The sequence below is a fragment of the Nocardia sp. NPDC050710 genome, assembly GCF_040654375.1.
Classification (GTDB): Bacteria; Actinomycetota; Actinomycetes; order Mycobacteriales; family Mycobacteriaceae; genus Nocardia.
Genome location: NZ_JBFAHV010000023.1, coordinates 100,113 through 125,624, shown reverse-complemented (window position 1 = coordinate 125,624; position 25,512 = coordinate 100,113). Strand labels below are relative to the sequence as shown.

General features: G+C 68.6%; 14 protein-coding genes and 1 pseudogene. 11 read left to right on the top strand and 4 right to left on the bottom strand.

All coding sequences use genetic code 11. The features are described from left to right. Nucleotides 1-10: 10 nt before the first annotated feature. The gene (locus AB0H61_RS30840; protein ID WP_357311245.1) at nt 11-4,069 is read right to left on the bottom strand and encodes a UvrD-helicase domain-containing protein; all 4,059 of its coding nucleotides are present in this window, start codon (nt 4,067-4,069) and stop codon (nt 11-13) included. Between the two features lie 180 nt (nt 4,070-4,249). After that, nucleotides 4,250-8,101, bottom strand: coding sequence for a PD-(D/E)XK nuclease family protein (locus AB0H61_RS30835; protein WP_357311244.1), 3,852 nt, complete (start codon nt 8,099-8,101; stop codon nt 4,250-4,252). A 252-nt stretch (nt 8,102-8,353) separates the two neighbouring features. Between AB0H61_RS30835 and AB0H61_RS30830 the strand changes: the two genes are divergently transcribed. The 10 genes and pseudogenes from AB0H61_RS30830 (at nt 8,354) to mtnC (ending at nt 18,020) form a co-directional block, all read left to right on the top strand. Further along, on the top strand, nt 8,354-9,133 hold the full coding sequence (locus tag AB0H61_RS30830) for an alpha/beta hydrolase (protein WP_357311243.1): 780 nt from the start codon (nt 8,354-8,356) through the stop codon (nt 9,131-9,133). A 3-nt stretch (nt 9,134-9,136) separates the two neighbouring features. Next, on the top strand, nt 9,137-9,448 hold the full coding sequence (locus AB0H61_RS30825) for an MGMT family protein (RefSeq protein ID WP_357311242.1): 312 nt from the start codon (nt 9,137-9,139) through the stop codon (nt 9,446-9,448). Nucleotides 9,449-9,473: 25 nt separating this feature from the next. After that, entirely contained in the window at nt 9,474-10,226 is a 753-nt protein-coding gene (locus tag AB0H61_RS30820) for a VOC family protein (RefSeq protein ID WP_357311241.1), read from the top strand. A 108-nt stretch (nt 10,227-10,334) separates the two neighbouring features. Next, nucleotides 10,335-12,116: an NTP transferase domain-containing protein gene (locus tag AB0H61_RS30815; protein ID WP_357311240.1), complete on the top strand. Its 1,782-nt coding sequence runs from the start codon at nt 10,335-10,337 to the stop codon at nt 12,114-12,116. A gap of 108 nt (nt 12,117-12,224) precedes the next feature. Further along, complete coding sequence (locus AB0H61_RS30810) at nt 12,225-12,389, top strand: hypothetical protein (RefSeq protein ID WP_357311239.1); 165 nt, start codon at nt 12,225-12,227, stop codon at nt 12,387-12,389. 363 nt (nt 12,390-12,752) lie between these two features. Next, nucleotides 12,753-14,487, top strand: a pseudogene (locus AB0H61_RS30805) (sulfatase-like hydrolase/transferase). Nucleotides 14,488-14,669: 182 nt separating this feature from the next. Further along, nucleotides 14,670-15,020, top strand: coding sequence for a DUF1330 domain-containing protein (locus tag AB0H61_RS30800; RefSeq protein WP_357311238.1), 351 nt, complete (start codon nt 14,670-14,672; stop codon nt 15,018-15,020). Between the two features lie 92 nt (nt 15,021-15,112). Further along, nucleotides 15,113-16,768, top strand: coding sequence for an S-methyl-5-thioribose-1-phosphate isomerase (gene mtnA, locus AB0H61_RS30795; RefSeq protein ID WP_357311237.1), 1,656 nt, complete (start codon nt 15,113-15,115; stop codon nt 16,766-16,768). Continuing rightward, complete coding sequence (locus AB0H61_RS30790) at nt 16,765-17,340, top strand: cupin (protein ID WP_357311236.1); 576 nt, start codon at nt 16,765-16,767, stop codon at nt 17,338-17,340. Before mtnA ends, AB0H61_RS30790 begins: the two co-directional genes overlap by 4 nt. Next, nucleotides 17,337-18,020: an acireductone synthase gene (mtnC, locus tag AB0H61_RS30785; RefSeq protein ID WP_357311235.1), complete on the top strand. Its 684-nt coding sequence runs from the start codon at nt 17,337-17,339 to the stop codon at nt 18,018-18,020. The genes AB0H61_RS30790 and mtnC overlap by 4 nt, the downstream gene beginning before the upstream one ends. A 34-nt stretch (nt 18,021-18,054) precedes the next feature. Here the strand turns inward: mtnC and AB0H61_RS30780 are convergent, their stop codons facing one another. Further along, nucleotides 18,055-18,990, bottom strand: a complete 936-nt coding sequence (locus AB0H61_RS30780) for a hypothetical protein (protein ID WP_357311234.1) — start codon at nt 18,988-18,990, stop codon at nt 18,055-18,057. Between the two features lie 550 nt (nt 18,991-19,540). Next, nucleotides 19,541-20,380 (bottom strand): helix-turn-helix transcriptional regulator, encoded by an 840-nt coding sequence (locus AB0H61_RS30775; RefSeq protein WP_357311233.1) that lies wholly within the window; start codon nt 20,378-20,380, stop codon nt 19,541-19,543. A gap of 1,423 nt (nt 20,381-21,803) precedes the next feature. Between AB0H61_RS30775 and AB0H61_RS30770 the strand changes: the two genes are divergently transcribed. Further along, entirely contained in the window at nt 21,804-25,511 is a 3,708-nt protein-coding gene (locus AB0H61_RS30770) for a nitrate reductase subunit alpha (protein ID WP_357311273.1), read from the top strand. Nucleotide 25,512 lies beyond the last annotated feature (1 nt).

Genomic DNA, 25,512 nt, shown 5'->3' with positions numbered 1-25,512 from the left:
GGCGGTTTCGCTACGCGTCGGGTTGCGCCCGCGGCGGCGCGGCGGTGCGAATCAGCTCGGCCAGTTCATCCGGGCCCGCCAGCTCGGCAGGGGCGATGGTGCGACCCGAGCGCACGTAATGGAAGGCAGCGCCGATCTTTTCGAGCATCTCGGCTTCGATTCCACCGGTGCGGGCCGCCATCAGCCGCGCCCACGCCAGCCGATAGATGGCCAGCTGCATCGCGACCGCGGGCTCGTCGGCCGGGCCGGGTTCCGCGCCGGTCTTCCAGTCCACCACCACCCAGCCGCCGCCCGGTTCGGCGAAGACCGCATCCATCCGGCCACGGATGACCGTGCCCGCGATCGAGGTCTCGAACGGGACCTCCACCTCGAGCGGGCTGCGATGCGCCCACGGCGAGTTCAGGAACGCGTCCTGCATCCGGGTCAGCTCGTTATCGGCGCCCGCATCGGCGGTCTCGGGTTCGCCGACCCCGGGCAGTTCGTCCAACCCGATCAACCGGGTGCCGCCGAACCAGCGCTGCACCCACGCGTGGAACGCGGTACCGCGGCGGGCCAGCGGATTCGGCGGGAACGGCAGCGGACGCCGCAGCCGCCGAGCGAGTTTCGCCGGATCGGCGCGCATCTCCACCAGCGCCGTGGCCGGAATCTGCCCGGGCAGCTCCACCTCCTGCGCCGCCGCCTGCCCCGCCTCGAATTCGGCGAGCAACGCATCGACATCCGCCGCCCAGCCGTCGGGATCGTCAGGGTCACCGGAGAATTCGGCGGGCGGAAGGTAGTCGTCCGGCGGCGGGACGAAATCATCCGGTAGCGGGGCATGGTCATCCGACAGCGCGGCGAACTCCTCCGGCACGCCGAACTCGACCAACGGCACATCCACGCCCTCGAATCGCCCCGGCTCATCGGCCGACAGGGCGAAATCGCCCGACGACGGCGCAATGCCCGGCGGCGGCACAAAGTCGTCCGGTGGCGGCACGAAATCATCGGACAGCGGGACGAAATCGTCCGGCGGCGGCACGAAATCGTCCGGTAGGCGGGCGTGCTCATCCGACAGCGCAGCGAACTCCTCCGACAACCCGAACTCGACCAGCGGCACACGCTCACCCTCGGATCGCGCGGGCCGGTCCGTCGAGGAGGCGAGTTCGCCCGGGGGCGTAGCCGACCCTCCTGGTGACGCGATGTCGTCCGACGGTGGTTCACCGCCGGGTAGCAGAACACGATCATCCGTTGGCGCGACAACCTCGTCCGGCCGCGGGGGTTCGATGGTCGAGGGTGACGACGCCGGGTGGCGCGTGGAGGTGAGCGACGTGGCGGCGGATGTACGCGAGGGTGCGGTGGGGGTGGCCGAGGTTCGGGGTGGGGTGGTGGGGTTCGAGGTCGCTATCCGGGATCGGAGGTCCGCGAGGGCGGCGCGGACCAGGGCGGCGCCTTGTTCGACGGGGTCGCGGCGGCGGCCGAGGGGGTCGCGGGGCCACTCGGCGGTGGTGGGGTTGTCGGTGAAGGGGTTGACGGCGTCGACGTCCGGGGGGTCGTCCCAGCGGGCGATGTCGACGGCGCCGTGTACCGGGCTGTCGGGGGCCTCGCTGGCATGCTTCAGTTCGAGCAGGAAGTCGGAGGGGCCCTTGGGCGATGATCCGGTCTCGGCCCAATGGTGCGCCGAAACGAGTAGTACGCGTTCGGTTCTGGTGAGGGCGACGTAGAACAGGCGGCGTTCCTCGTCGATCCGTCTGCGTTCCAGGGCCTCCTTATGTGCCTTGATGGCCCGTTCCAACTCGGCACGGTCGTAGAGATCGGACAGGTCGAGGACCGGAACGCCCTCGGCGGCGTCGTCCTGGATTCGGTCGCCGCGCAGCGTGGTCGGGAGTTCGGCGAGTGCGCCGAGCCAGGTACCCGAGGCGGTGCCGGAGGGGAAGACACCGCGCACCACATGCGGCACCGCGACGATCTCCCATTCCAGGCCCTTGGCCGCGTGCACCGTGAGCACCTGCACCCGATCCCTGGCAACCTCGACTTCGCCCGGCTCCAAACCGTTTTCGACCGATTCGGCGGCCGCGAGGAAGGCGAGCAGGCCGCTGAGCGAGGCGCCCGCATCCGCCGCGTATCCGGCGACCACCTCGGCGAATGCGTCCAAATGCTCACGTCCGGCACCGGTTCCGGCCATCGCGCGACGCGCCTGCGTTTCCACCCCGACACCGATGGTGCGCTCCACATCCGCGACCAGCTCGGCCAGCGGCTGGCCACTGCGTTCCCGCAATGCCGCGAGTTCGCGGCCGAGCGCCTCGATGCGGGTGTAACCGGATTCCGAATACTTCTCGGCCGGACCGGGATCGGCGATGGCATCGGCCAGTCCGGCCTGCTCCGCGGGCTCCGGCGCGACCTCGCGCAGGGCCGTGGCGAGGGTGGAGCTGTCGGTGATCTCGTCGGTATCGCCGCCGGAGAGCCTGCTGATCGACAGATCGCGGGCCCGACGCGCGAGCGCCGCGATATCGGTGACGCCGATCCGCCAGCGCGCGCCGGTGAGGATGCGCATCGCGGCACTGCCCGCCGCTGGTTCGGCGATGAGCCGCAGGGTGGCGACGATATCGGCGACCTCCGGCGTCGCGAGCAGCCCACCGAGCCCGACGATCTCCACCGGCAGCCCCCGCTCGCGCAGGGCCTCCGCGAGCGGGGGGGCATCGGCGTTGCGGCGCACCAGCACCGCGGAGGTGGGTGGCGGCTCGGCAGCCTCGCGGCGCGCCGCCCATTGCGCGGCGATCTGCTCGGCCACCCAATCACGTTCGTCGGCAACGGTTTCGGCCAGTGCGAGGGCGACGACACCCGGTCCGGCACCGGGTTTGGCGCGCAGCGCGTCGACGGTCACCCCGCCCTTGTCGATCGCGCTGCGGCGCAGCGGTTCCGCCACCAGATTCGCCAACGCCAACGCCTCCGGCGGATTACGCCAGCTCGTCAGCAGCGGCAACGTCGGCGCCGGAATACCGGGCGCGCTGGGGAAATCGGTGGCGAAGCGTGGCAGGTTGGCCGCCGAGGCCCCGCGCCAGCCGTAGATCGACTGCATCGGATCACCCACCGCGGTGACCGCCAAACGCCTGCCGCCACTTTCGGGGGTGCCGACAGCATCTTGCGCCTGCTGTCCCGGTCGGCGTGATCCATCGGAAGAGGTGACCGCGCCACCGAAGAGGGCGGCGAGCAGGATGCGCTGGGCATGGCCGGTGTCCTGGTATTCGTCGAGCAGGACCAGGCGGAAGCGGTCGCGTTCGGCGACGCCTACCTCCTGGTGTTCGGCGGCGAGCCGCGCCGCCAGCGACATCTGGGCACCGAAATCGAGTGCCCCGCGGCGGCGCAGGGCGGCGGCGAGCTGCTGCACCAGCGGGAGCAGGGCGACACGTTCGCGTTGGACCTGAACCAGTCCGAGCAGCGCCTGACTCGGCCCGCCGCGCTGGCGCGGGCCCGCGGGCAGGGTGTGCACCAGCTTCTCCAGCTCGGTATGCGCCTCGGCCAGCTGTTCGGGCTCGACCAGATGTTCGGCGAGCTGACCGGATAGCGCCAGCACCGCCTCGGTCACCGAGACCGGGGTGCGGTCGGTATCGAGATCGCCGTCCCAGGTGCGCACCACCTGGTGCGCCAATTGCCACAGCTGGGTCTCGGTGAGCAGCATGGCCGAGGGTTCGACCGGCAGCAGCAGCCCGTGCTGGGTGAGCAGCCGACCCGCGTAGGAGTGATAGGTACTGATCTCGGGTTCCGCGCCGGATAGCTGCGCCCGCAGTTCGCCGGTCGAGTCCAGTTCCCGCAGCAGCGGAGCACCTGCCAGCCGCGCCAACCGGGTACGGATGCGAGAGGTCAACTGCTGGGCAGCTTTTCGGGTGAAGGTCAGGCCGAGCACCTGATCCGGCAGCACCAGCCGGTTGGCCACCATCCACACCACCCGTGCGGCCATGGTTTCGGTCTTGCCCGCCCCCGCCCCGGCCACCACCAGCGTCGGTCCCGGCGGCGCGGCAATCACCGCCGCCTGCTCATCGGTCGGCGGCGGCAGCCCCAGCGCCTCCGCCAACTGATGCGGTGTCACCCGCGTCATGTCGGTGCCCCGGTACCGTCCGACGATCGGGTCCGCGGCGATCCGCCACCGGCGGGGCGCACTTCACGCGGAACCGGGCCCCTCCCAGCGATCGTCCGAACCCCGCACGCGGCCATGGCCTCGATCATGCCGCGTATCTCGGGTAAAGCGTGCGATACGGGCGGCCGCACCCGGTCGCTCTCATTCGTCGGTCACCTGTCGGCCGGTGTCCTGGACCGGGCAGCTGCCGGAGACCGCGCAGTGGCGGCAGCCGTCATTACGCATGGCGAGGTAGCTGGGGCCGCGGGTGGAGGCGGCGGCGTCGTGGATGGTGGTGCGCCACGTGTCGAGGGCTTCGGCGTCGAGGGGGTTCTGCATGCGCTGGGTGGCGCCCTCTTTATTGCTCGGCTTGGCCACATAGACGAGGCGGGCGCCGCCGGGTTCGCCCGCGGGCATCGTGGTATCCCCTTGCCCGCCCTCGGATTCGCCCGGTGCCGTGGTCTTTTCGCCGAGCGCCGGGTCCAGCGCGCCCATCGCGGCGGCCACCTGGTAGGTGGCGAGCTGGGCGTGATCGGCGGCGGCCTGTTTGGTGATCGGGGTCTTGCCGGTTTTCACGTCCACGATGACGAATCGGCCGAAAGCATCGCGTTCCAGGCGGTCCACCCGGCCCCGGATCCGCACCGCGCGTTCGTCTTCGGTGCGGGCGGGCAGCTCACAGTCGACCGGAACCTCGACACCGGCCTGGGTGAGCTCACTGCGGGTGTTGCGCACCCACGCCATGAAGGTCTCCAGCATCGCCTCGGTGCGACGCAGCTCTTGACGCGAATGCCAGCCGGTACCGGGATCGACGGACTGCCACGCCTTTTCCAGAGCCGCCCGCACCTGGGGTTCGGGTACCTTACCCGCCAGGGCCTGCACCAGGGTGTGCACCAGATTGCCCTTGACCGCATGCGGGTTGTCGCCGTCGGTGCCGCCGTGGCGTTCCAGTGCCCAGCGCAGCGGGCAGGTGCGCAGCAGTTCCACGGTGGAGGGCGAGAGTGCGACCGCGGTCTCGTCGTCGTCCCAGAGCGGGCGCAGCGAACTGAGTTCGCCGGTGCCGTACCACTCTTCGGGGTGAGTGCCGCGCACGCCCGCGTGCGCCAGCCGGGCCAACTGGTGCGCCGCGCGCCGCCTGCGTTCCGGATCGGCCTCGGAATCGCAGACCACCCCACGCAATTCGGCGACCAGGGCGTGCATGACCAGAGCGCGCCCAGGATCGGCGACCGGCAGTATGCCCGGCTCGTGCTCGTCGTCGTGGCCGAGTAGTTCACCGAGGAAACGGGACGGCACCAGATCGCGTTCGCCGGAGACCGATTCGACGGCGGTGACCAGCAGCGACGACCGGGCTCGACTGCACGCGACCAGTAGCAGCCTGCGTTCCTCGGCCAGGATCGGCGCCGCCCGGCTCACCTGCTCGCCCTCGATGGCGATGCCCGCGGTGAGATCGACCAGATCCTCGATATGCAGCAGGGTGCCGCGCGGCCTCGGATTCGGCCAGATGCCTTCCTGTACGGCGGCGACCGCGACCACATCCCATTCCCGTCCCGCCGCGGCGTGCGCGCTGAGCAGCGCGACCGCCTCACCCGGCGCGGTCAGCGGCGCGGTGTCCTGTGGGATCTCCTGCTGGACAAGGTATTCGACGAAGCCCTCCAGACTGGCCCGCGGCAGTCGGTCCACATAGGCCGCGGCGGCATCGAAGAGTCCGACGGCGGCGTCGAGGTCCCGGTCGGCCTGCATGCCCACCGCGCCGCCGCGTTCGGACTGCGCGACCCAGCGTCGTTCCAGCCGCGACGCGATCCACAACGCCCACAGCACATCCTCCAGGCCCGCCCCGCCGCGCCGGGCCTTGCGGGCCTTGTCCAATGCGTCCAGCACCCGCTTCAGCGGCGCCGCCTCGACGTCGGTCAGCCCGGCCAGCAGGTCTCGATCCCCGGCGCCGACGAGCAGGTCGCGCAGCACTTCCGCAGAGGATTGATCGATCAAGGCGTCCCGTTCGGAGCTTTGACCTCGCCGTTCGGGATTCGATGTATCCCGTGCAGCCTCCTCCTCGCGCCGAGCGTCGGGCGCGGAATCCCATTCGGATTGCTCCACTGCCCGTTCGCCGACTTCATCCATCCGTTCGGAACCGGAGTCGGTCCGATCGGCTTCATCGGACCCGGTTCGATATCGGATCTCCTTGATATCGGACTGCTCACCGGCCTCGAGGCCCCAGTCCACATCGCTGTCGCGGCGATCGGCCACATCACCCGGTCGCTCGGGTTCGTAAGCCGCCCACGCGGGTTCGCCACCGGCGGTCACGAATTCGTCGTCGGCGACATCAGCTAATGCTCCCGGGTCGAGCGCGGAATCGGCGTATTCCCAATCCGATTCGCTGATGAACCGCTCGTCGTCGGCGAACGGCGGGTCGTTGGTCTCACCTTCGGTATGCGCTTCGAGCCGACCGGAATCATCATCGTCCGGTGCGGATTTCGTCCTCTTGCGCGCGGTTTCCAGCGCACTGCGCCGAATACCGCGCCGCAGCCGCCGCAGTGTGATCTGATCGGCGCCACCGAGTGGACCGCCGAGCAGGTCGAGGGCGTCCTCGGCGGAGAACAGCTCCGCGGCGGCCCGCGGTCCACGTTCGTCCGCGAGCAGCGCCCGCAATGCCAGCAGCATCCATGCCGCGCCGCGCCGCCGGGCCAGCGGCACGTCCAACGCGGGCTGCTGCACCGGAACGCCCGCGGCGAGCAGCGCGCGCCGCAGCGGCGCCAGCGAGAGCGGCACCGATCGAACGATCACCGCCATCCGCGACCACGGCACCCCGGCCGTGAGATGGGCCCGCCGCAAATGGTCGGCGATCAGCCCGGCCTCCTTGGCCGGGGTGGCCAGAACCCTGACCCGCACGGCGGCGCCGCCATCCGCCGGTTCCACATCACGGGCGGGCAGCGTAAACCGTTGCGGCGCACTGCCGGGCAACTTCGCGGCGATGCGCGCGACCGCGAGTTGCACCGCACCGCCCGCGCGATGGCTGTCCGCCAACACAATTCGACGTTCCGGCGGTACGTCCAGGTCTGCGAGGAAGCTGGAGTCGGCGCCACGGAAGGTGAAGATGCTCTGGTCCGGGTCGCCGGCGACCACCGCGGTGTGCGCGGCATTGCCGATCACCCGTACCAGCAGGGCGGCCTGCGGATCCAGGTGCTGGGCGTCGTCGACCAGCAGATATCGGATCCTGGCTCGTTCGGCGGCGAGGAGATTCGCGTCACCTGCCAATGCGTCCAGGGCCGCGCCGACCAATTCCGCGGCATCGAGGGCCGGGGCGGTGGCCTCCGGCGCCTCCACACCGACCGACCAGCGCAGCAGCATCGTCTGCTCGTACCGCACCGCGAACCGGCCCGCCGCCACCCATTCCGGCTTGCCGTGTTCGCGGCCGAGCCGCACGAGATCTTCGGGTCCGAGCCCGCGTTCGGTGGCCCGGAGCATGAGATCACGCAATTGCTCGGCGAACCCACCGAGCCCGAGTGCGGGCTGCAACCGCTCCGGCCACCGACCGGTCGCCCCGGCCGCGATATCCGTCAAGTCCCCGCGCAGCATTTCGCGCAGCACCGCATCCTGCTCGGCACCGGTCAGCAAACGCGGCGGCGGGTTGCCGTGCGCGGTGGCGTGCCTGCGCAGCACCGAGAAGGCGTAGGAGTGCAGGGTGCGCACCAGCGGTTCCCTGGTGGCGCCTGGCACGCCGCCCTCGGTCCCGCCCGGATCGGCCAGGCGCGCGGTGATGGCGTCGCGTACGGCACTCGCGGCCTGTTTCGAATGGGTCAGGAGCAGCACCGACTCCGGATCGGCTGCCGCGGCGATGCGCTCGGCGGCCAGATCGATCAGCAGGGCCGTCTTCCCGGTGCCCGGCCCGCCGAGCACCTGCCAGGGCCGCCATCCCGGCCGGATCGGCCCCACGGCCGCGGTGGCTTCGAAGAGCGCACGTACCTCGGCACCCCAGAGCCGAGCCCCGGGTGCCGTTGCGTTCCGGCGAACAAGTCGCACCGCGCTATCCGATCGCACCACGCGGGCTATTGCAACAGACGGGGCCGACACGATACGCGCTCCCCCGCCTCTCCGCGTCTTTTACCGGCAGCCGAGTGCCGGACGGGCTCACCTCGGGCATGCGGCCGAGTTGTGGGCGTGCCCGATGAGGATCCGTGCGCGCATGAGATCAGGTGGTCACGTTGGCGGGCCTACTCCGCCGAAGCAGCGGTACGAGTTGACCAGCAACAGGTGCACAGCACAATAGCTGGTGTGTCGACTCTTCACGTGCACCGCTTCGGTCCCGCCACCGGACCGCTCGTCCTCGCCCTGCACGGCCTGACCGGTCACGGGAAGCGCTGGGCGGCGCTGTCGGACGAGCACCTGCCCGAGGTCCGCGTCATCGCGCCGGATCTGCGCGGACACGGGAGGTCGACCGCGCTGCCGCCGTGGACCTTCGAACGCATCGTCACCGACCTGGTCGAATTGCTCGAGGCCGAAACCGACGAGCCGGTGCTGATCGTCGGGCATTCGTTCGGCGCGGCCACCGCGCTGCACCTGGCGCACCGGCATCCGGAACTGGTGCGCGGGCTCGTGCTGCTCGACCCTGCGATCGCACTGGAGCCGACGCTGCTCAACGACATCGCGCTCGGCACCCTCGCACACCCCGACTACGACGATGTCGAGCACGCCCGCCGGGACAAGCTGGCCAGTGCCTGGGCCGACGTCGAACCCCATGTGCTCACCGCCGAACTCGACGAGCATCTGACGCCGACCACGGGCGGCCGCGTCGGCTGGCGCATGAGCCTGCCCGCCATCACCTCCTATTGGGGTCAGCTGGCCCGTGACTTCGTGCTGCCGCCCGCGGATCTGCCCACCGTGCTGGTACAGGCGATGAAGGTGCAGCCGCCGTTCGTGACACCGGAGTTCCGGTCGGCGCTCGCCGCGCACCTCGGCGCACGGCTGACCGTGCACGAGTTCGACTGCGACCACATGGTCGCGCAGGCCCGGCCTGCCGAGGCGGCGGCGCTGGTACGCGCGGCGCTGGGCTGAGCCGTGCCCACCTCGGATGCCCAGATCGAGCTGGTCCGCGACCTGGTCGCGCGGATTCCGCCGGGGCGGGTGGCCACTTATGGCGATATCGCGGCGGCCGCCGGACTGTCCACCCCGCGCACCGTCGGCTGGATCATGCGCACCGATGCGGCCGATCTGCCCTGGCACCGGGTAATCGGCGCGGGCGGTAAGCCCGCCGCCCATCTGGCCCACCGTCAGCTGCGACTGCTGACCGAGGAGGGTGTGCCGATTCGGGACGGCCGGGTGGATCTGAACGCTGTGCGTTTCCGGTTTGCCGAACTACCGGATCGGTAGACCGGGCGGGGGTTAACGTTGAAGTATGTCCACCCGCCTGGCGTGTGTCGTGTTCGATGCAGACCGGCCGCGGTTCGTCGCGGGCTTTTGGGCCGAGTTGCTGGGCTGGGCTGTGACCGTCGATCGCCCCGACGAGGTGGATGTCGCGGCGCACGATCCGGACGGTCTCGAGATCGCGCTGACATTCCTGCCCACCGCACAGCCGAAAAACGGCAAGAATCGCATCCACCTCGACCTGGCCACCCGATCACTGGATCACCAGCGGGTTCAGGTGGATCGGGCGCTCTCGCTGGGCGCCCGGCGCATCGACATCGGGCAGGGCGCCGTGCCCTGGGTGGTGCTCGCCGATCCCGAGGGCAACGAATTCTGCGTGCTGGAACCGCGGGAACAGTACGTCGACACCGGCGCGGTCGCCGCGATCGTGATCGACACCAGGGATCCGGTACGGCTGGCCGAGTTCTGGTCCACCGCCTCGGGCTGGCCGGTCACCTACGGCGGGGCGCAGATCGCCGGGTTGCGGTCGGCGACGGGGGTCGGCTCCTGGCTGGAGTTCGTGCGCACCCCCGACGAGAAGTGCGGGCGCAACCGGCTACACCTCGACCTCACCTCCTTCCCCGCCGACGATCCGGCCAAGGAGGTGGCCCGGCTACGCGCCGCGGGCGCGACCCCGCTGTCGACCGGGGGCGGTGGCGGTGGCGCACCCGGGCTGATACTCGCCGATCCGGAAACGAACGAGTTCTGTCTACATCGCCCGGCACCCGACTCCTTGATCGCCTAGCCGACGATCCGATTGCGGCCTGCCGACGGCAAGGCTGCGCTGCGTGGATCGATGCCACCGACGAATTAGCATGTCGCCCATGCTGTACCTAGCTTCGGGTTGTTCCCGATGACCGCCACCGACGCCATTGTGCTGGCCGGTGGACGCGCCAGCCGCATGGGCGGAATCGACAAGCCCGCGATCGTCATCGGGGGCCGTTCGATGCTCGATTCGGCGCTCGCCGCGGTCGCGGCCTGCGCGCGCACGGTGGTGGTCGGGCCGCATCGGCCGGAGCTGAATCCGCGTGTTCTCCAGGTGCGGGAGGTACCGCCGGGCGCCGGTCCGGTGGCCGCCATCGAAGCCGGGTTGCGGGCGCTGAGCGCCGATGCGGCGCCGCTGGTGGTGGTGCTCGCGGCGGATATGCCGTTCCTGACCGAGGCCGCGATCGCGAAGCTGCTGCGGCACGAGGCCGAAACCGGCGCCGACGCGGTCTTCGCCGCCGACGAATCCGGCAGGCCGCAATATCTGATCGGAGTCTGGCGCCGCACCGCGCTGGTCGCCGCGCTCGACAGCCTGGACACGCTGATCAACCAGCCGATGAAGGCCCTGATTCCGGCGGATACCGTCATGGTCGGTGTCTCCGGTGTGGCCGATGTGGATACCCATGACGAGGTGCGCCGCGCGCGGACCGAGGCCGAGGCCGCAACGCGAGAGACGCAGGTGGGTACCGCGGAATCGGCCCCACTGCCGCCCCTCGAGCTGGATGAGGCCCGGCGCATCCTGCGCACCACCCTGACCCGCCTGACGGCGTATCGGACCGAATTGCGGTCGGTGCGCGGGGCCACGCTCGCGGCCCCGGTGGCCGCGCACGGACCGCTGCCCCGCTTCGATGTCTCCGCGATGGACGGCTACGCGGTCGCCGGTGACGGCCCCTGGCAGCTGCGCCAGGACATCGGCTTCGCGGGCGGCAAACGCCCGGTAGGACTGCTGCCCGGCGAGGCGGTGCGCATCGCCACCGGCGCGCATGTACCCGACGGCACCTCGGCGGTGCTGCGCGACGAGTTCGCCCGGGTAAGCCCCGAGCAGATCCTGTACCGACTCCCGGACACCCCGGCGCGCGAGGACATCCGCCGCCGGGGTGAGGACTGCGGACCGGGCGATCTCGTCGCCGCGGTGGCCACCCCCGTGACGCCCGCGCTGATCTCCGCGGCCGCCAGTGTCGAGGTCACCGAGGCGCTGGTGCGCGGCCCGGTGCGGGCCCGAATCGTGATGACCGGCGACGAGATTCGCAGCGAGGGGCCGCTGCAGATCGGTCAGACCCGGGATTCGATCGGGCCGATTCTGCCGGACATACTGTCCCACTACGGAATTCGCACCGTCGATCGAGTGCACTTGCGCGATACGCCGACCGGTTTCGATGAAGTACTCACCGCGACAACCGATATCGACCTTCTCGTCATCGTCGGCGCTACCGGCGGCGGTGCCGCGGACCAACTGCGCGCCGCGGTGGCACGCGCCGCGGCCACGCTACCGGTGCACCGCTTGCGGCTGCGTCCGGGCGGCTCCACCCTGGTCGCCGAACTGCGCACCGGCACCACGGTCCTCGGCCTGCCGGGTAATCCGTTCGCCGCCGTAGCCACCCTGATGGCGCTGGCCGCCGCCATCGTCGAGGGCCGCACCGGCGCCCAGCCCGCCCGTGCGCTCACCGGCCCGCTGCACAACGCCGCCGACATCACGGCCGCCGTCCCCCGCATCGTCCCCGCGCGCATCGCCCCGGACGGCGGATGGCTGGGCGACCCGCAGATCCGCACCGCCCACCTGGGCGGCCTGATCGATCGCGACGGTCTGGTCATCGTGCCGGCCGAGGCGGTCGACGGCGCCATCGTGGAATTCCTGCCTTTACCGGCCTGAATATCGCCGCACAATAAATATCCGCATTTCCTCTTCCGGTACTGATGTCTGCTCGCTATGGTGTTCTGGTTAGGCGAAACCAATCACCCGGAAAGGACCGAGTGGAAAATGGCTGAAAAGTCGAAGAAGACGCCTAAGAAAATGCCCAAGCAGATGCCGAGGCAGCAGCAGCAACAGCAGCAGCGCCAGGAGCAGCAGGGCATGAACCGAGCTGGCGCGAACGAAGATCAGCGCGAAAGCCAGCAGCGGCGGCCGCAGGACCGCGGCTACTAAAAGTTCGTACTACGGCCGCCGGTGACAGCAGCACCGGCGGCCGCGGCATGTTTTCCGGAATTTTCGAATAATCCGCCGATATCCGAGTATTCATGCACCGAGGCGCAATCGTTATGCCGCGACATCGGATTCAGGATCCACCTCGGCGTGCGACGATCGGGTCCGGGATCGGCACCGCGGGGCAACGCAGATGCCTCAGCCGCGCGGCGCATCACACGAACAGCAGGGCTCCGCAACGCCATCGGCGTAGGTGCGCAGGGCCGATCCGGATGTACGACGGCGAACCCAGCGGCGGGCGCACCGGTTCCGCGCAGCGTGCGTCGAATGCTGGCGAGCAAGCCCTTCTCCGGTTCTGCTGGGAGCATGGCTGTTCCATCTCATGCCCGCGGCTACGAATCCTTCGGCGGCGCGATCGGTCGCACCACCGCCGACTCCACCCCGGAGTGGACCTACCCGCCGACCGCACCGGCGGATACGCCCAACATCATCGTGGTGCTGATCCCGGCTACCCGGGCCTGCGACTGGAACTGGCCGATGACGTGCTCACGCTGCCGGAGATCCTGCGCGGCAACGGATATGCCACCTACGCGGTCGGCAAGTGGCATCTGGTGCGCGACGCCACGATGAACCCGGCGGCACATCGGGATTCGTGGCCGACGCAGCGCGGCTTCGACCGCTACTACGGTTCGCTGGAAGGACTGAACTCCTTCTACTACCCCAACCAGCTGGTGTCGGACTCCTCCGTGGTCGATGTCGAGGAGTATCCGGAGGGCTACTACCTCACCGACGACCTGACCGATAAGGCGATCGGCTATATCAAGGATCTGCGCGCACACGATTCGGCCAAGCCGTTCCTCCTGTACTACGCGCACGTCGCCATGCACGGCCCATTGCAGGCCAAGCCCGCGGATCTGGCGAAGTACCGCGGCCGCTATGCCGAGGGCTGGGACGAGCTGCGGCAGAGCCGCTTCGCCGCACAACTCGCGCAGGGCCTGTTTCCCGTTGGCACCCAGCAGAAGCCGCGCAATACCGAGCCGGGATATGAGGCAGCGGAATGGGATTCGCTGTCCGAGGACGAGCAGCGGCGCTTCGCCCGGTACATGGAGGTGTACGCGGGCATGGTCGACAGCATCGACCAGAGCTTGGGTCGCATCCTCGATGTGGTCGAACAGCTCGGCGAGCTCGACAACACCATCGTGGTCTTCACCTCCGACAACGGCGGCACCGCCGAGGGCGGCCCGGAGGGCACCCGCACCTACTTCGCCCAGTTCGCCCATATCGACGACCCGGACCGGATCGGCGACATCCCGCACGACGAGGAATTGATCGGCACGGCACGGCTCGGCGTGCACTACCCACGCGGCTGGGACCAGGCCTCCAATACCCCGTTCCGCTTCTACAAGGGACAGACCTTCGCGGGCGGGGTCCGGGTGCCGCTCATCGTGTCCTGGCCCAGGGGATTACCGCGCACCGACGGCGACAATGGCATCCGGCACGAGTACGCCTACGTCACGGATCTGGCGCCGACCCTGCTGGATCTGGCGGGATTGTCGCGGCCCACAGTACGTAACGGGCTGCCCGCCAAGGAGTTCGACGGTATCTCCGCCGCCGAGCTGCTGCGCGACCCGCACGCACCGACCCGTCACACCGAGCAGTATTCGGAGATGACCGGGCACCGTGGCTTCTACCGCGACGGCTGGAAGTTGCTGTCGTTGCATGAACCGGGCGCGGATATCGATGCCCCGAACTGGCAGCTGTTCGACGTCCGCGCCGATCCGACCGAACTGCACGACCTGTCGGCGCGGTTCCCGGAGAAGGCCGCCGAACTCGCCTGCGCCAGGACTTCCGCATCGTGATCGGCGGCGACCGGGTCGCCGAACTTCGCGACCAGGTACAGCTGGTGGGTATGTCACCGTGGACCGGCATCTCCGTCGGCGTCGACGCACGCGGCCCGGTCTCCTGGGACCTGCGCGAACGTCGCGGCCCGTTCCGCTATACCGGCGACCTGCGCGCGATCACTTACGCCCCCGGCCCGATTCGCGTCCCGCAACGCACCATCGAGTCGGTGGAGCGCGAGGCGGAGTTCATCGCGGAATGAAAGGTGCACGGGCCGAGTCGCTTACCCGCGAGGTAATTGTCCAGTGGGTGCGCCGGAGTTACGTTCGGCTGGTCGCGCCCGCCGGGCGACGGCGGCAGCCGCCGGGCCGCCCGAGGTCACACCGGCCGCCGCCTCCGGGCCCGCCGCTTCCCGCGGTGCGGCAGACACCGAAGGAGCCCGTCATGTCCGCCTACGGCTTCGCCCACCTCCGCAGTCGCCGACCACACCCCGAGATCCTGGAGTACCTGGAACGTATCCAGGCCACGCTGGATCCGTTCGACGGCCGCTTCGTCATCCACGGCCCGCCGGTCGAAGTCGTCGAGGGCGACTGGCCGGGCAGCATGGTGCTGATCGAGTTCCCGACGATCACGGCGGCGCGGGAGTGGTATCACTCGCCCGCCTACCAGGAGATCCTGCACCTGCGCGCCGATCACATCGACGGCGATCTCCTGCTGATCGAGGGTGTCGGCGCGGATTACGACCCGCGCAAACGTGCCGCCACACTGCGCACCGAGGCCAGCGCGCGAGGCTGAGGCCGACGAGCCGACTTTCGGGCACCGCTCTCGGTCGGATACCGTTTACCAGGCACAATTCAGCCCTGCTCCGCTACAAAAGGATGCGCCTGATGGACGACAGTTCCCTGATCTGGGACGACGGTGCGCTGGTCACCATCGACCAGCGCGGACTGCCGCACGAGGTGCGGGAGCTGCGCCTCACGACGGTTGACCAGATCATCGACGCCATCAAGACGCTGGCCATCCGGGGCGCCCCCGCGATCGGCATCGCGGGCGCCTTCGGCGTTGTCATCGCGACCGCCGACCACACCACCGATGGGGTGGCCGATGTGGCGGCGGTCGAGGCCGAGGCCACCCGGATCGCCGAGGCCCGGCCGACCGCGGTCAATCTGGCCTGGGCGGTGCGCCGGGTCGTCACCAAGGTGCCGCTGGGCGCGGACGCGGTACTCGCCGAAACCCTCGACATGCTGGCCGAGGACGGCAGGGTCAACCGTGCCGCCGCGACCAATGCCGCCGACCTGGTCCGGGATCTGCTCGGTGACCGGCCGGTGCGGGTACTGACGCACTGCAACACCGGCCGCCTGGCGACCAGCGCGTTCGGCACCGCCATCGGCACGCTGCGGGTACTACACGAGCGCGGCGCGCTCACCGAGGTGCTGGTCGACGAGACCCGCCCGCTATTGCAGGGCGCGCGGCTGACCGCGTGGGAGCTGGCCGAGGCGGGCATTCCGCATCGGCTCACCATCGACTCCGCCGCCGCCTGGGCCATGGCCACCGGGCAGGTGGACTGCGTACTGGTCGGCGCCGACCGCGTCACCGCCGATGGCGATGTCGCGAATAAGATCGGCACCTACATGCTGGCGCTGGCCGCCCGTCACCACGGCATCCCGTTCATCGTGGTCGCACCCGAGTCCACCCGCGACCCGGATATGGCGTCCGGTCGCGACATCGTGGTGGAGCAGCGGGCCGCCGTCGAGGTGACCGGATTCGGCGGGGTCGCGACGGCACCCGCCGGGACCGAGGTCTTCAACCCGGCCTTCGACGTGACGCCGGGCAATCTGGTGACCGCCGTCGTGACCGAGCTCGGCGTGGTGCACGGCGCCGCAGCCGGATCGTCCGGATCAGGTGCGGCCATCGCCGGAATCGCCCGCGAGCTGTACCACCGCGGCTGGATGCCGGGCACCGCGGGCAATATCTCGGTGCGGACCGGGGATTCGGTGGTCGTCACCGGTAGCGGCCTGTCCAAGGGCGAGCTCACCGCGGACGATATGGTCACCGTTCGTGTTTCGGACTCGATGCCGGTATCCGAACAGCGGCGCAGGCCCTCGGCCGAGACCACGATCCATACGGCCGTCTACCGGGCCACCGGCGCCACGGCCGTCGTGCACATCCATCCCCCGTACGCGACCACGCTGTCTACCCGCACCGGCGAACCGGACGAGATCGGCACGCTGCGGATCACCGACTACGAGCTCATCAAGGGTCTCGGCGGCACCGATCCCGGCGTGATCGACATCCCGATCTTCCCGAATTGGCGCGATGTCGCGCGCATCGGTGCGGACGTCGAGCGGTATCTGACCGAGAATCTCGACGCCCCACCGGTATTCGGCATCGCGGGTCACGGCATCACCGCCTGGGGGGACACTCTCTCCCAGGCTCGCGACCGCGCCGAATGCCTGGAGGCACTCTGCGAACTGGTGACCCGAACCGGGCGACGGCGCGCCTTCGCCGCGGACGCCGACCTTCTCGAGATTGGATTGACATGACGCTGCTGCAGGTAATGGCCGCCGACAATGCCGCCGAGGTCCGGGTGCGGACCACCGACGACGCGGTGATCGGCGCCGAATTGGCCTCGCACGGAATCGTTTTCGACCGCTGGCCGGTGGTGGAGAATGCCGCCTCGGTCTCCTCGGACGAGCTGCTGGCCCGCTACGCCGACAATGTCGCCGAGCTCAACGCGTCCGGGCGCTACAAGCATATCGATATCGCGCGCATCCACCCGGATGACACCGATCCGGAATGGCCCGCGATCGCCAAGGGCGCGCGGGAGAAATTCCTCAATGAGCACCGTCACGCCGAGGACGAGGTCCGCTACTTCGCGGCCGGGCGCGGCTGCTTCTACCTGCACCTGGGCCAGGAGGTGCTGGCGGTCGTATGCGAGGGCGGCGACCTGCTCTCGGTGCCCGCGGGCACGCTGCACTGGTTCGACATGGGCACCCGCCCCGACTTCATCGCGATCCGGTTCTTCGAGGAGGAGGACGGCTGGGTCGGCGATTTCAGCGGTGACCGGATCAGCGAGGGATTCCCGACCCTCGACGACCTGCTGACCGCATCGTGACCGTCGCGGTCGTACTCGATATCGAGGGCACCACCAGCCCGACCAGCTCGGTGCGGGAGGACCTGTACGGCTACACCCGGGCTCAGCTGCCCGAGTGGCTGGCCGACAATCACACCGGCGTCGCCGCACCCGTCATCGCGGGCACGAGGGAGCTGGCCGGGCGCCCCGACGCGGATCCGGCCGAGGTGGCCGAGATCCTGCGCGGCTGGCTCGGTTCGGATGTGAAGGCCGAGCCGTTGAAGACCGCGCAGGGCATCATCTGCGCCGAGGGCTTCCGCTCCGGAGCGCTGCACGGCGAGTTCTTCCCCGATGCACCGCCCGCACTCGCCGCCTGGCGGGCCGCCGGGCTTCGACTGTACGTCTATTCCTCGGGTTCGGTTCGCAACCAACAGGATTGGTTCGCCTTCGCCCGCGGCGGTGAGCTCGGTTCGCTGATCAGCGGCTATTTCGATCTGTCCACCGCGGGTCCCAAGCGCGAGGCCGCGTCCTACGACAAGATCGCCTCGGCGATCGGCGTCGCGGCCCCGGAGATCCTGTTCCTGTCCGATCATCCGGATGAGCTCGACGCCGCCGTCGCCGCGGGTTGGTCGGCCATCGGAATCCATCGGCCGGGGGAACCCAATCCCGCACGCCCACCGCACCGCTGGGTGGACTCCTTCGCCGAGATCGAGATCCCCTGAGCCGCTGATACGCAGCCCCGCCCTCGGGCGGGGCTCAGGACCCCGTGACCCGCACCGGCGTGCGGACGGCGCCGAGGTGCCCGTGCTGAACTGTCGCGAAGATGCGCCGCGCATGGACCGCGACGGGACTTGTCGACCAGGGTGCCAGTGCGGTGGTGAACATGAGCTCGCACCAGGACAGGGCGGGCACCTCGCCTGCGGCCAGGGTTGCGATGAGCGACATTTCGGTGTCGTGCCCGGCCCAGGCCGCGAGCAGCCAGGACGCATCGAGGCGGCCGAGGAACTCCTCGGAGTCCTCGGGCGAGCCGTGCGGCGTATCGACGGCCAGGTGCACGCAAGCCGCGATGGCGTGCCGCATGCGCGCGTCGAGGCCGACCGCGTCGCGCAGCAGCAGGGCCTCCAGGGCGGCCCGCAACTCCACGCCGGGGTCGATCTGCGGGGTGATCGGGCCGGACGGTCCGGTACCACCAGCATTGCGCGTCATCTGAGCACTCTCCTTCGAATCATTGTTCATAGCTACGGATCGGAGATGGCGCCCATGCCGGTTCTCCGTTTCGCCGTCGACCAGGCTGACCAGCGCCCCCGGGTTCCAATCGAGCCTGCCGAAAACCTGGCACCAGTCCACGGCCGGGTTGTCCGCGGAGACGACCAGATCCAGTGCGAGCCCGGACATCGAGGCCGCACATGCCAGGGTGACCACGTCGATATCGGGTTCGGTGACAGTGAGGTGAAGGGTGGCCTCGGGATGGCCCGAGTCCGCTCGGGCCCGGCCCGCCAGCCAGACGGCCCTGGCCGCGGCCGCCATCGCGCCGGCGAAGCTGTCGCCGTGCGGGTGGTCCGCGTCGCTGTCCAGGAACGGGCCGTACCAGAGCGCGCGTCCCTCGTCTCCGCAGACCGCGAATGTGCCGTTCGTGCAGTCGGCCGCCGCCGCCAGCGTGATGTGAGGTATCGAGCCGACGTCATCAAGCATGTGCAATCAACTCCCCGCAATGTTTCCGCAATCCACAGTTGCCCGTCTCACCGAATCACAACGTTGTAATTAAATCCCGAACTCGGCGATAAACGGATCAAATACGTTCACCGAATGGTTGTCCAGATGATCTCGAACATCTGCCGCACCCTGTGAAGTATGTGCACCGGCCAGTGCAAATACTGACCGGACTCATCACGCATCCGGGTATCGCATATGCCGCGCAAAAGGGTCGTCACCGGCGCCGCTGCCGGTACTGTCACGGCATGCCATTCGTCCAATCAGGTTCCGCCACAGTTCATTCCGGCCCAGCCGGACCCGAAGCCCGGCACTGCCGCCTGCCCGCGGACTTTTCATGGAAAGGTCTATGTTCGAGCCCCCCGCGAAAGCCATCGACGGAGGCCGGATCGACGTCGTGACCTGGGATGCGTGCGAGCACAGCCGCACCGAGGCCGCTACGGCGCGTCGCGCACAGCCCTACTCGCACCCCGATCGCATGCTCGGCCGCGCTCTGCTCGACACCGAAACGGGTTCTCGAGGTGTGGCCGGATCAGTCGGCCCCGCGGGATCCGGCGGCGGATTTCGAAGCCCCGGTGGCCACAGGGCACGGAATGCGGATACCGAGGAAGAATTGGACCCTACCCGGGTGATTTCCGGAATCGACACGGAACATTTGGACGTCCAAGCTGTAGCAGTCACCTGATTCCAGATCACGCAGGTGCATATGCGGTCGATCCCGTCCGTATGCGGTGCCGCCGGCGGCCCACATGCTCCGGAATTCGGCGAACTCGCCGAGTTCGTCGAGCAATTCGGTGGACCACGCGGTGTCGCCGGACTGCCCGATCAGCCCGCGCAACCATTCCACGGTCAGCATGGCCTCGCGCTCCCACTCGACCATAACCCGCTTGGACAGCGGGTTGCCGAAGAACCAGCGCAGGACATTGACATCCTCCACCAAGCCGGGGAATGCCGCCGCATACGAATCATTACAGGACAAGATGTTCCACCGGGTGTCGAGATAGCCGGCGGCGTTCGGCTCGTGGACGGCCAATCCATTGCGCATATCGTCGTTGATCTCGGCACGCAGGTCGTCGACCGAAGGAAACGAATCCGCGGCCAGCCCGGCCAGATCGAAAAGGTGTCTGCGTTCGGCGTCGGCGAGCGGGCTGATCCGGTTCAGATAACGGATCAGCGCCTCGACTACGGCCTTGGTGGGACGATCACGGTCGCCGCCCTCCAGATGGGTGATGTAGCTGGAACTGACGCCTGCGGCAAATGCCAGCTTTTCCCGAGATATGCGCCGGTCGTCCCGAAGTCTGCGCAACAACCCACCGAAGGTGGGCGGTTGCAATAGATTCCTTACCCCGACGTCGGTTGTTTTGCGTGGCACAGCAATCCACTCCTATGAAACTGTAGACGTATCAACAAACTGGGCACTTCTGCATGAATGACAGGTTGAACCGTCCGGGGTGGCACCGGCACGGATACGGCTGGGCTCGGCATGGCTCCAATCGTCAACGATGCGGGCGCATGCCCATAGCGCAGGATAATAAACGATATTGTTTCTTTATATTCGAAGCAAACACAGTGTGTCGGCTACATCACAGCAAAAGGCGGTGCCGTGAATCGGGCACTCGGAGACGGACATTGGCCGCCGCACCGGCCCCAGATACCGGAATTACAGCGCGCCCGGCCCCGGTCCGCGCCAGCCTCCCCAGACCAGGCGGGCACCACCCGGAGTAGGTCTCCCGGACCCCGAACAGGTCGATTTCGGAGAGGGAAAACCATTGCGCCGCAATACCTTCGCGGTCGCGGCGCCATGGCGGCCCGCATCGGGATCGAGTCCACGCCCTTCGCGACACGGCTGTGCGGAGCGCGCGGCTTTCCATTGCGTAGGAATAGATTTCGGGTCCCGGCGGGAGGAGAACAGCTCGATGCCGACTCCTGCCGGACAAGCCCCGTCCGCTCGCCGACCACACCGCGGATCACCTCAGCTATGAACACGGGATCGATTCCGTTGCGCTGCACCAGCTCTCGTCGAGAGTGGCCATCAAGTCGACTGGATGCACCCCTCGAAGCGCCACCGTCGGGTCTTACGCGCTCGATCGGGCCGCGGACCGACGCGACGACAACCGCGTCCCCGCACGGCACACACTCCCGGATCCGAGCGCCATCGAGGTCCCGAGCGAGTCCGTCGAGCGCTCCGCGCGGAGCCGAGCCGGGCGATGCACGACCCGTCATCCAGCCGACGGGATCGAGTGGACGCCCCTCGATCGCCGAATCCGGGGCACGGAACCAGACCGGCCTCACCTGGGACGTCGATTCGCCGGACGAACACCCCATCGATCTGCGACCATCGAGCAGACCGAACGATGGCTAATCATCGGCGAACCGAAAAAGGGGAGTGGGAACCGCCGCGCGGCGACCCGCTCGCCGACCGCCGAAACGCGGCCGGAACCCTCCCGGTGGCCGCCGAAAACGTGTTAACAAATATTAAGCAACGGAGAACCCCCGGTTTCCAAAGCATCACCGGTAAGGCCCCGAAACACCGTCCCGATGTGGCGTTTCGGCCGGTCAGACTGCATCGGCCCTGGTCGCATCGATGAATACGGCGTTTCCGCGCAACCACACAGTGACCGTCACGTTGCGCCGACCTCACAACTCACCGCCCCCATGAGCGCGCTGTGAGAGAATCGTTTGGCCGCGCGTCGCGACCTCCTTACAGTCGGTGCAACAGCCCGACTCAACTGCTCGAAGGGGGCGTCGTGGTTAATTCACGCACTCGAAATTCGGCACCCTCCGACGGGGCGGGTCTGCCATCCTCCGATGCCGGCGACGCATTGCTCCGATTGGGGAAGTACTTTCAGCGCGGTGAGGTCTCGGCCGACCACCGCAGCCTGCACAAGGTCGGCGGCCGTGGTGCCGACGAGTTCTATCGGGACCGCTGGGCGCACGACAAGGTGGTGCGCTCCACCCATGGTGTGAACTGCACCGGTTCGTGCTCGTGGAAGATCTACGTCAAGGACGGCGTGATCACCTGGGAGTCGCAGCAAACCGACTACCCATCGGTCGGCGCGGATAAGCCCGAGTACGAGCCGCGCGGCTGCCCGCGCGGCGCGTCCTTCTCCTGGTACACCTATTCGCCCGCGCGCGTGCGGTACCCGTATGTGCGCGGCGTATTGCTCGAGCTGTATCGGGAGGCCAAGGAGCGGCTCAAGGATCCGGTGCTGGCCTGGGAGTCCATCGTCGAGAACCCCGAGCACGCAAAGCGCTACAAGTCCGCGCGCGGTAAGGGCGGGTTCGTGCGCGCCGAATGGTGGGAGGCCGCCGAGATCGCGGCGGCCGCGCACGTGCACACCATCAAGCGCTACGGCCCGGACCGGGTGGCGGGCTTCTCCCCCATCCCGGCCATGTCCATGGTCAGCCACGCCGTCGGCGCCCGGTTCATCTCGATGCTCGGCGGCTCCATGCTCTCGTTCTACGACTGGTACGCCGATCTGCCGGTGGCCTCGCCGCAGGTATTCGGCGACCAGACCGACGTGCCGGAATCGGCCGACTGGTTCGACGCGGGCTACCTGATCATGTGGGGCTCCAACGTGCCCGTCACCCGAACCCCGGACGCGCACTACATGACCGAGGCGCGCTACCGAGGGCAGAAGGTCGTCGTGGTCTCGCCCGACTACGCGGACAACACCAAATTCGCCGACGAATGGGTGGCCGCCAGGCCGGGAACCGATGCGGCGCTTGCCATGTCGATGGGGCATGTGATCCTGAAGGAGTTCCTCGTCGAACGCGGTACCCCGCGGTTCCTGGACTACATCAAGCGCTACACCGACCTGCCCTACCTGGTCTGCCTGGATGATCCGCAGGGCTGGGACAGCGACGGGGTGTACCACCACGACGGCGCCATGGCCGGAAAATTCCTCACCGCGGCCGATCTCGGCCATACCGACGAGGGCGCGGCGCATAAGCCGGTGCTGCTGGACGACGCGGGAAATCCCGTGGTGCCCAACGGTTCCCTCGGCCATCGCTTCACCGAGGCGGATGCGGGCAAGTGGAATCTGGACCTGGAGGGCGTCGACCCGCTGCTGAGCCTGTACGACGCACCCGGCCGGGACGCGATCGCGGTGCGACTGCCGCGCTTCGACACCGATACCGCGGGTGTGCTGGTGCGCGGCGTACCGACCATGACGGTGGCGGGCAAGCGGGTGACGACCGTCTTCGACCTGCTGCTGGCGCAATACGGCGTCGGCCGTGACGGCCTACCCGGCTCCTGGCCGACCGGATACGACGATGCGACCGAGCCGTACACCCCGGCCTGGCAGGAGGCCATCACCGGCGTGCCCGCCCAGCAGGCCGCACGGATCGCGCGCGAATTCGCCGATAACGCAGACCGTTCCGGCGGGCGATCGATGATCCTGATGGGCGCGGGCACCAATCACTGGTTCCACTCCGATCAGATCTACCGGGCCTTCTTCACCCTGACCCTGCTCACCGGGTGCCAGGGCGTGAACGGCGGCGGCTGGGCGCATTACGTGGGGCAGGAGAAGTGCCGCCCGGTGACCGGTTGGGCCACACTCGCCTTCGGTCTGGACTGGCAGCGCCCGCCCCGCCAGATGCAGGGCACGGTGTTCTGGTATCTGTCCAACGACCAGTGGCGCTACGACCCGTTCACCTCGCAGTCCTTCGCCTCCCCACTCGGCAAGGGCAAGTTCGCGGGCCGGACCGCCGCCGACAATATCGCGCTGGCCAGCCGACTCGGCTGGATGCCGAGCTACCCGACCTTCAACCGCAATCCGCTCGATCTCGTCGACGAGGCCGAGGCCGCGGGCAAGTCGGCGGCCGACTACGTGGTCGACGGGCTGAAGTCCGACGAATTGCGATTCGCCTGCGAGGATCCCGACGCACCGGAGAACTTCCCACGCTGCCTGACGGTGTGGCGGGCCAACCTGCTCGGATCCTCCGGCAAGGGTAACGAGTACTTCCACAAGCACCTGCTGGGCGCGGACTCCAATGTCCAGACCACCGATGCCACCGGGGTGCGGCCGCAGGAACTGGTCTGGCGCGAGGACGCACCGACCGGGAAGCTGGATCTGCTTCTCTCGCTCGACTTCCGGATGACCAGCACCACGCTGTTCTCCGATATCGTGCTGCCTGCCGCCACCTGGTACGAGAAGCACGACCTCTCCTCCACCGATATGCACCCGTTCGTGCACGCCTTCTCCCCGGCGATTTCGCCGCCGTGGGAGGCGAAGACCGATTTCGACGCCTTCCACCGCATCGCCCGCGGCTTCTCCTGGATGGCCGAAAAGCATCTGGGCAAGCGCAAGGACGTCGTCGCGGTGCCGCTGCAGCACGATTCGCCGGACGCCCTGGCGCAGGCCGGTGGCCGGGTGCTGGACTGGAAAGCCGGTGAGTGCGAACCGATTCCGGGTAAGACCATGCCGAAACTGGTGGTGGTCGAACGGGATTACCCGAAGCTGGCCGAGAAGATGGCGGCGCTCGGGCCGCTGATCGACACCCTCGGATTGACGACCAAGGGCGTGACCACCCATCCCACGGAGGAGGTCGCGTACCTGGCCGGCGTCAACGGCACCGTGGTTTCCGGTGTGGCGCAGGGCCGTCCGTCGCTGGCCAAGGACACCCACGCCGCCGAGGCCATCCTCGCGCTGTCCGGCACCACCAATGGCAGGCTCGCGGTGGAGGGCTTCGAGGCACTCGAGCGACGCACGGGCACCAAGCTGGCGGATCTGGCCGCCGAACACGAGGGCAAGCGAATCACCTTCGCCGATACTCAGGCTCGGCCGGTGCCGGTGATCACCTCACCGGAGTGGTCCGGCAGCGAGACCGGCGGGCGGCGGTATTCGCCGTTCACCATCAATACCGAACGGCTCAAGCCGTGGCACACGCTCACCGGACGCCAGCACTTCTACCTGGACCACGACTGGATGATCGAACTCGGCGAGCAAATGCCGATCTTCCGGCCGCCGCTGGATATGACCGCGCTGTTCAGTGAGCCCGGTGTGGGCAATGTCAGCGACAAGGGCGTCACCGTGCGGTATCTGACGCCACACTCCAAGTGGTCGATCCACTCCGCCTACCAGGACAACCTGCACATGCTGACGCTCTCGCGCGGCGGTCAGTCGATCTGGATGTCGGAGAAGGACGCCGCGAAGATCGGCGTGGCCGACAATGATTGGATCGAGGCGATCAACCGCAACGGCATCGTTGTCGCTCGGGCCATCGTGTCGCACCGGATGCCCGAGGGCACCGTGTTCATGTACCACGCGCAGGACCGGGCCGTGGATGTGCCGCGTATCGAGGGCACTCCCGAGGTCGGCGCGGCGCGCGGTAAACGCGGCGGCATCCACAATGCTCTCACCCGAATCATGATCAAGCCCTCGCACCTCATCGGCGGGTACGCGCAGCAGTCCTTCGCGCTGAACTACCACGGGCCCACCGGAAATCAGCGCGACGAAGTCACCACTATTCGGCGTCGCTCGCAGGAAGTGGAGTACTGAC

What these genes read in the sequence shown, in the direction of transcription:
- AB0H61_RS30840 (WP_357311245.1), bottom strand. Translation starts at nt 4,069, where the DNA reads ATGACGCGGGTGACACCGCATCAGTTGGCGGAGGCGCTGGGGCTGCCG.
- AB0H61_RS30820 (WP_357311241.1), top strand. Translation starts at nt 9,474, where the DNA reads ATGTCCACCCGCCTGGCGTGTGTCGTGTTCGATGCAGACCGGCCGCGG.
- AB0H61_RS30815 (WP_357311240.1), top strand. Translation starts at nt 10,335, where the DNA reads ATGACCGCCACCGACGCCATTGTGCTGGCCGGTGGACGCGCCAGCCGC.
- AB0H61_RS30810 (WP_357311239.1), top strand. Translation starts at nt 12,225, where the DNA reads ATGGCTGAAAAGTCGAAGAAGACGCCTAAGAAAATGCCCAAGCAGATG.
- AB0H61_RS30800 (WP_357311238.1), top strand. Translation starts at nt 14,670, where the DNA reads ATGTCCGCCTACGGCTTCGCCCACCTCCGCAGTCGCCGACCACACCCC.
- mtnA (WP_357311237.1), top strand. Translation starts at nt 15,113, where the DNA reads ATGGACGACAGTTCCCTGATCTGGGACGACGGTGCGCTGGTCACCATC.
- AB0H61_RS30790 (WP_357311236.1), top strand. Translation starts at nt 16,765, where the DNA reads ATGACGCTGCTGCAGGTAATGGCCGCCGACAATGCCGCCGAGGTCCGG.
- AB0H61_RS30780 (WP_357311234.1), bottom strand. Translation starts at nt 18,990, where the DNA reads ATGCTTGATGACGTCGGCTCGATACCTCACATCACGCTGGCGGCGGCG.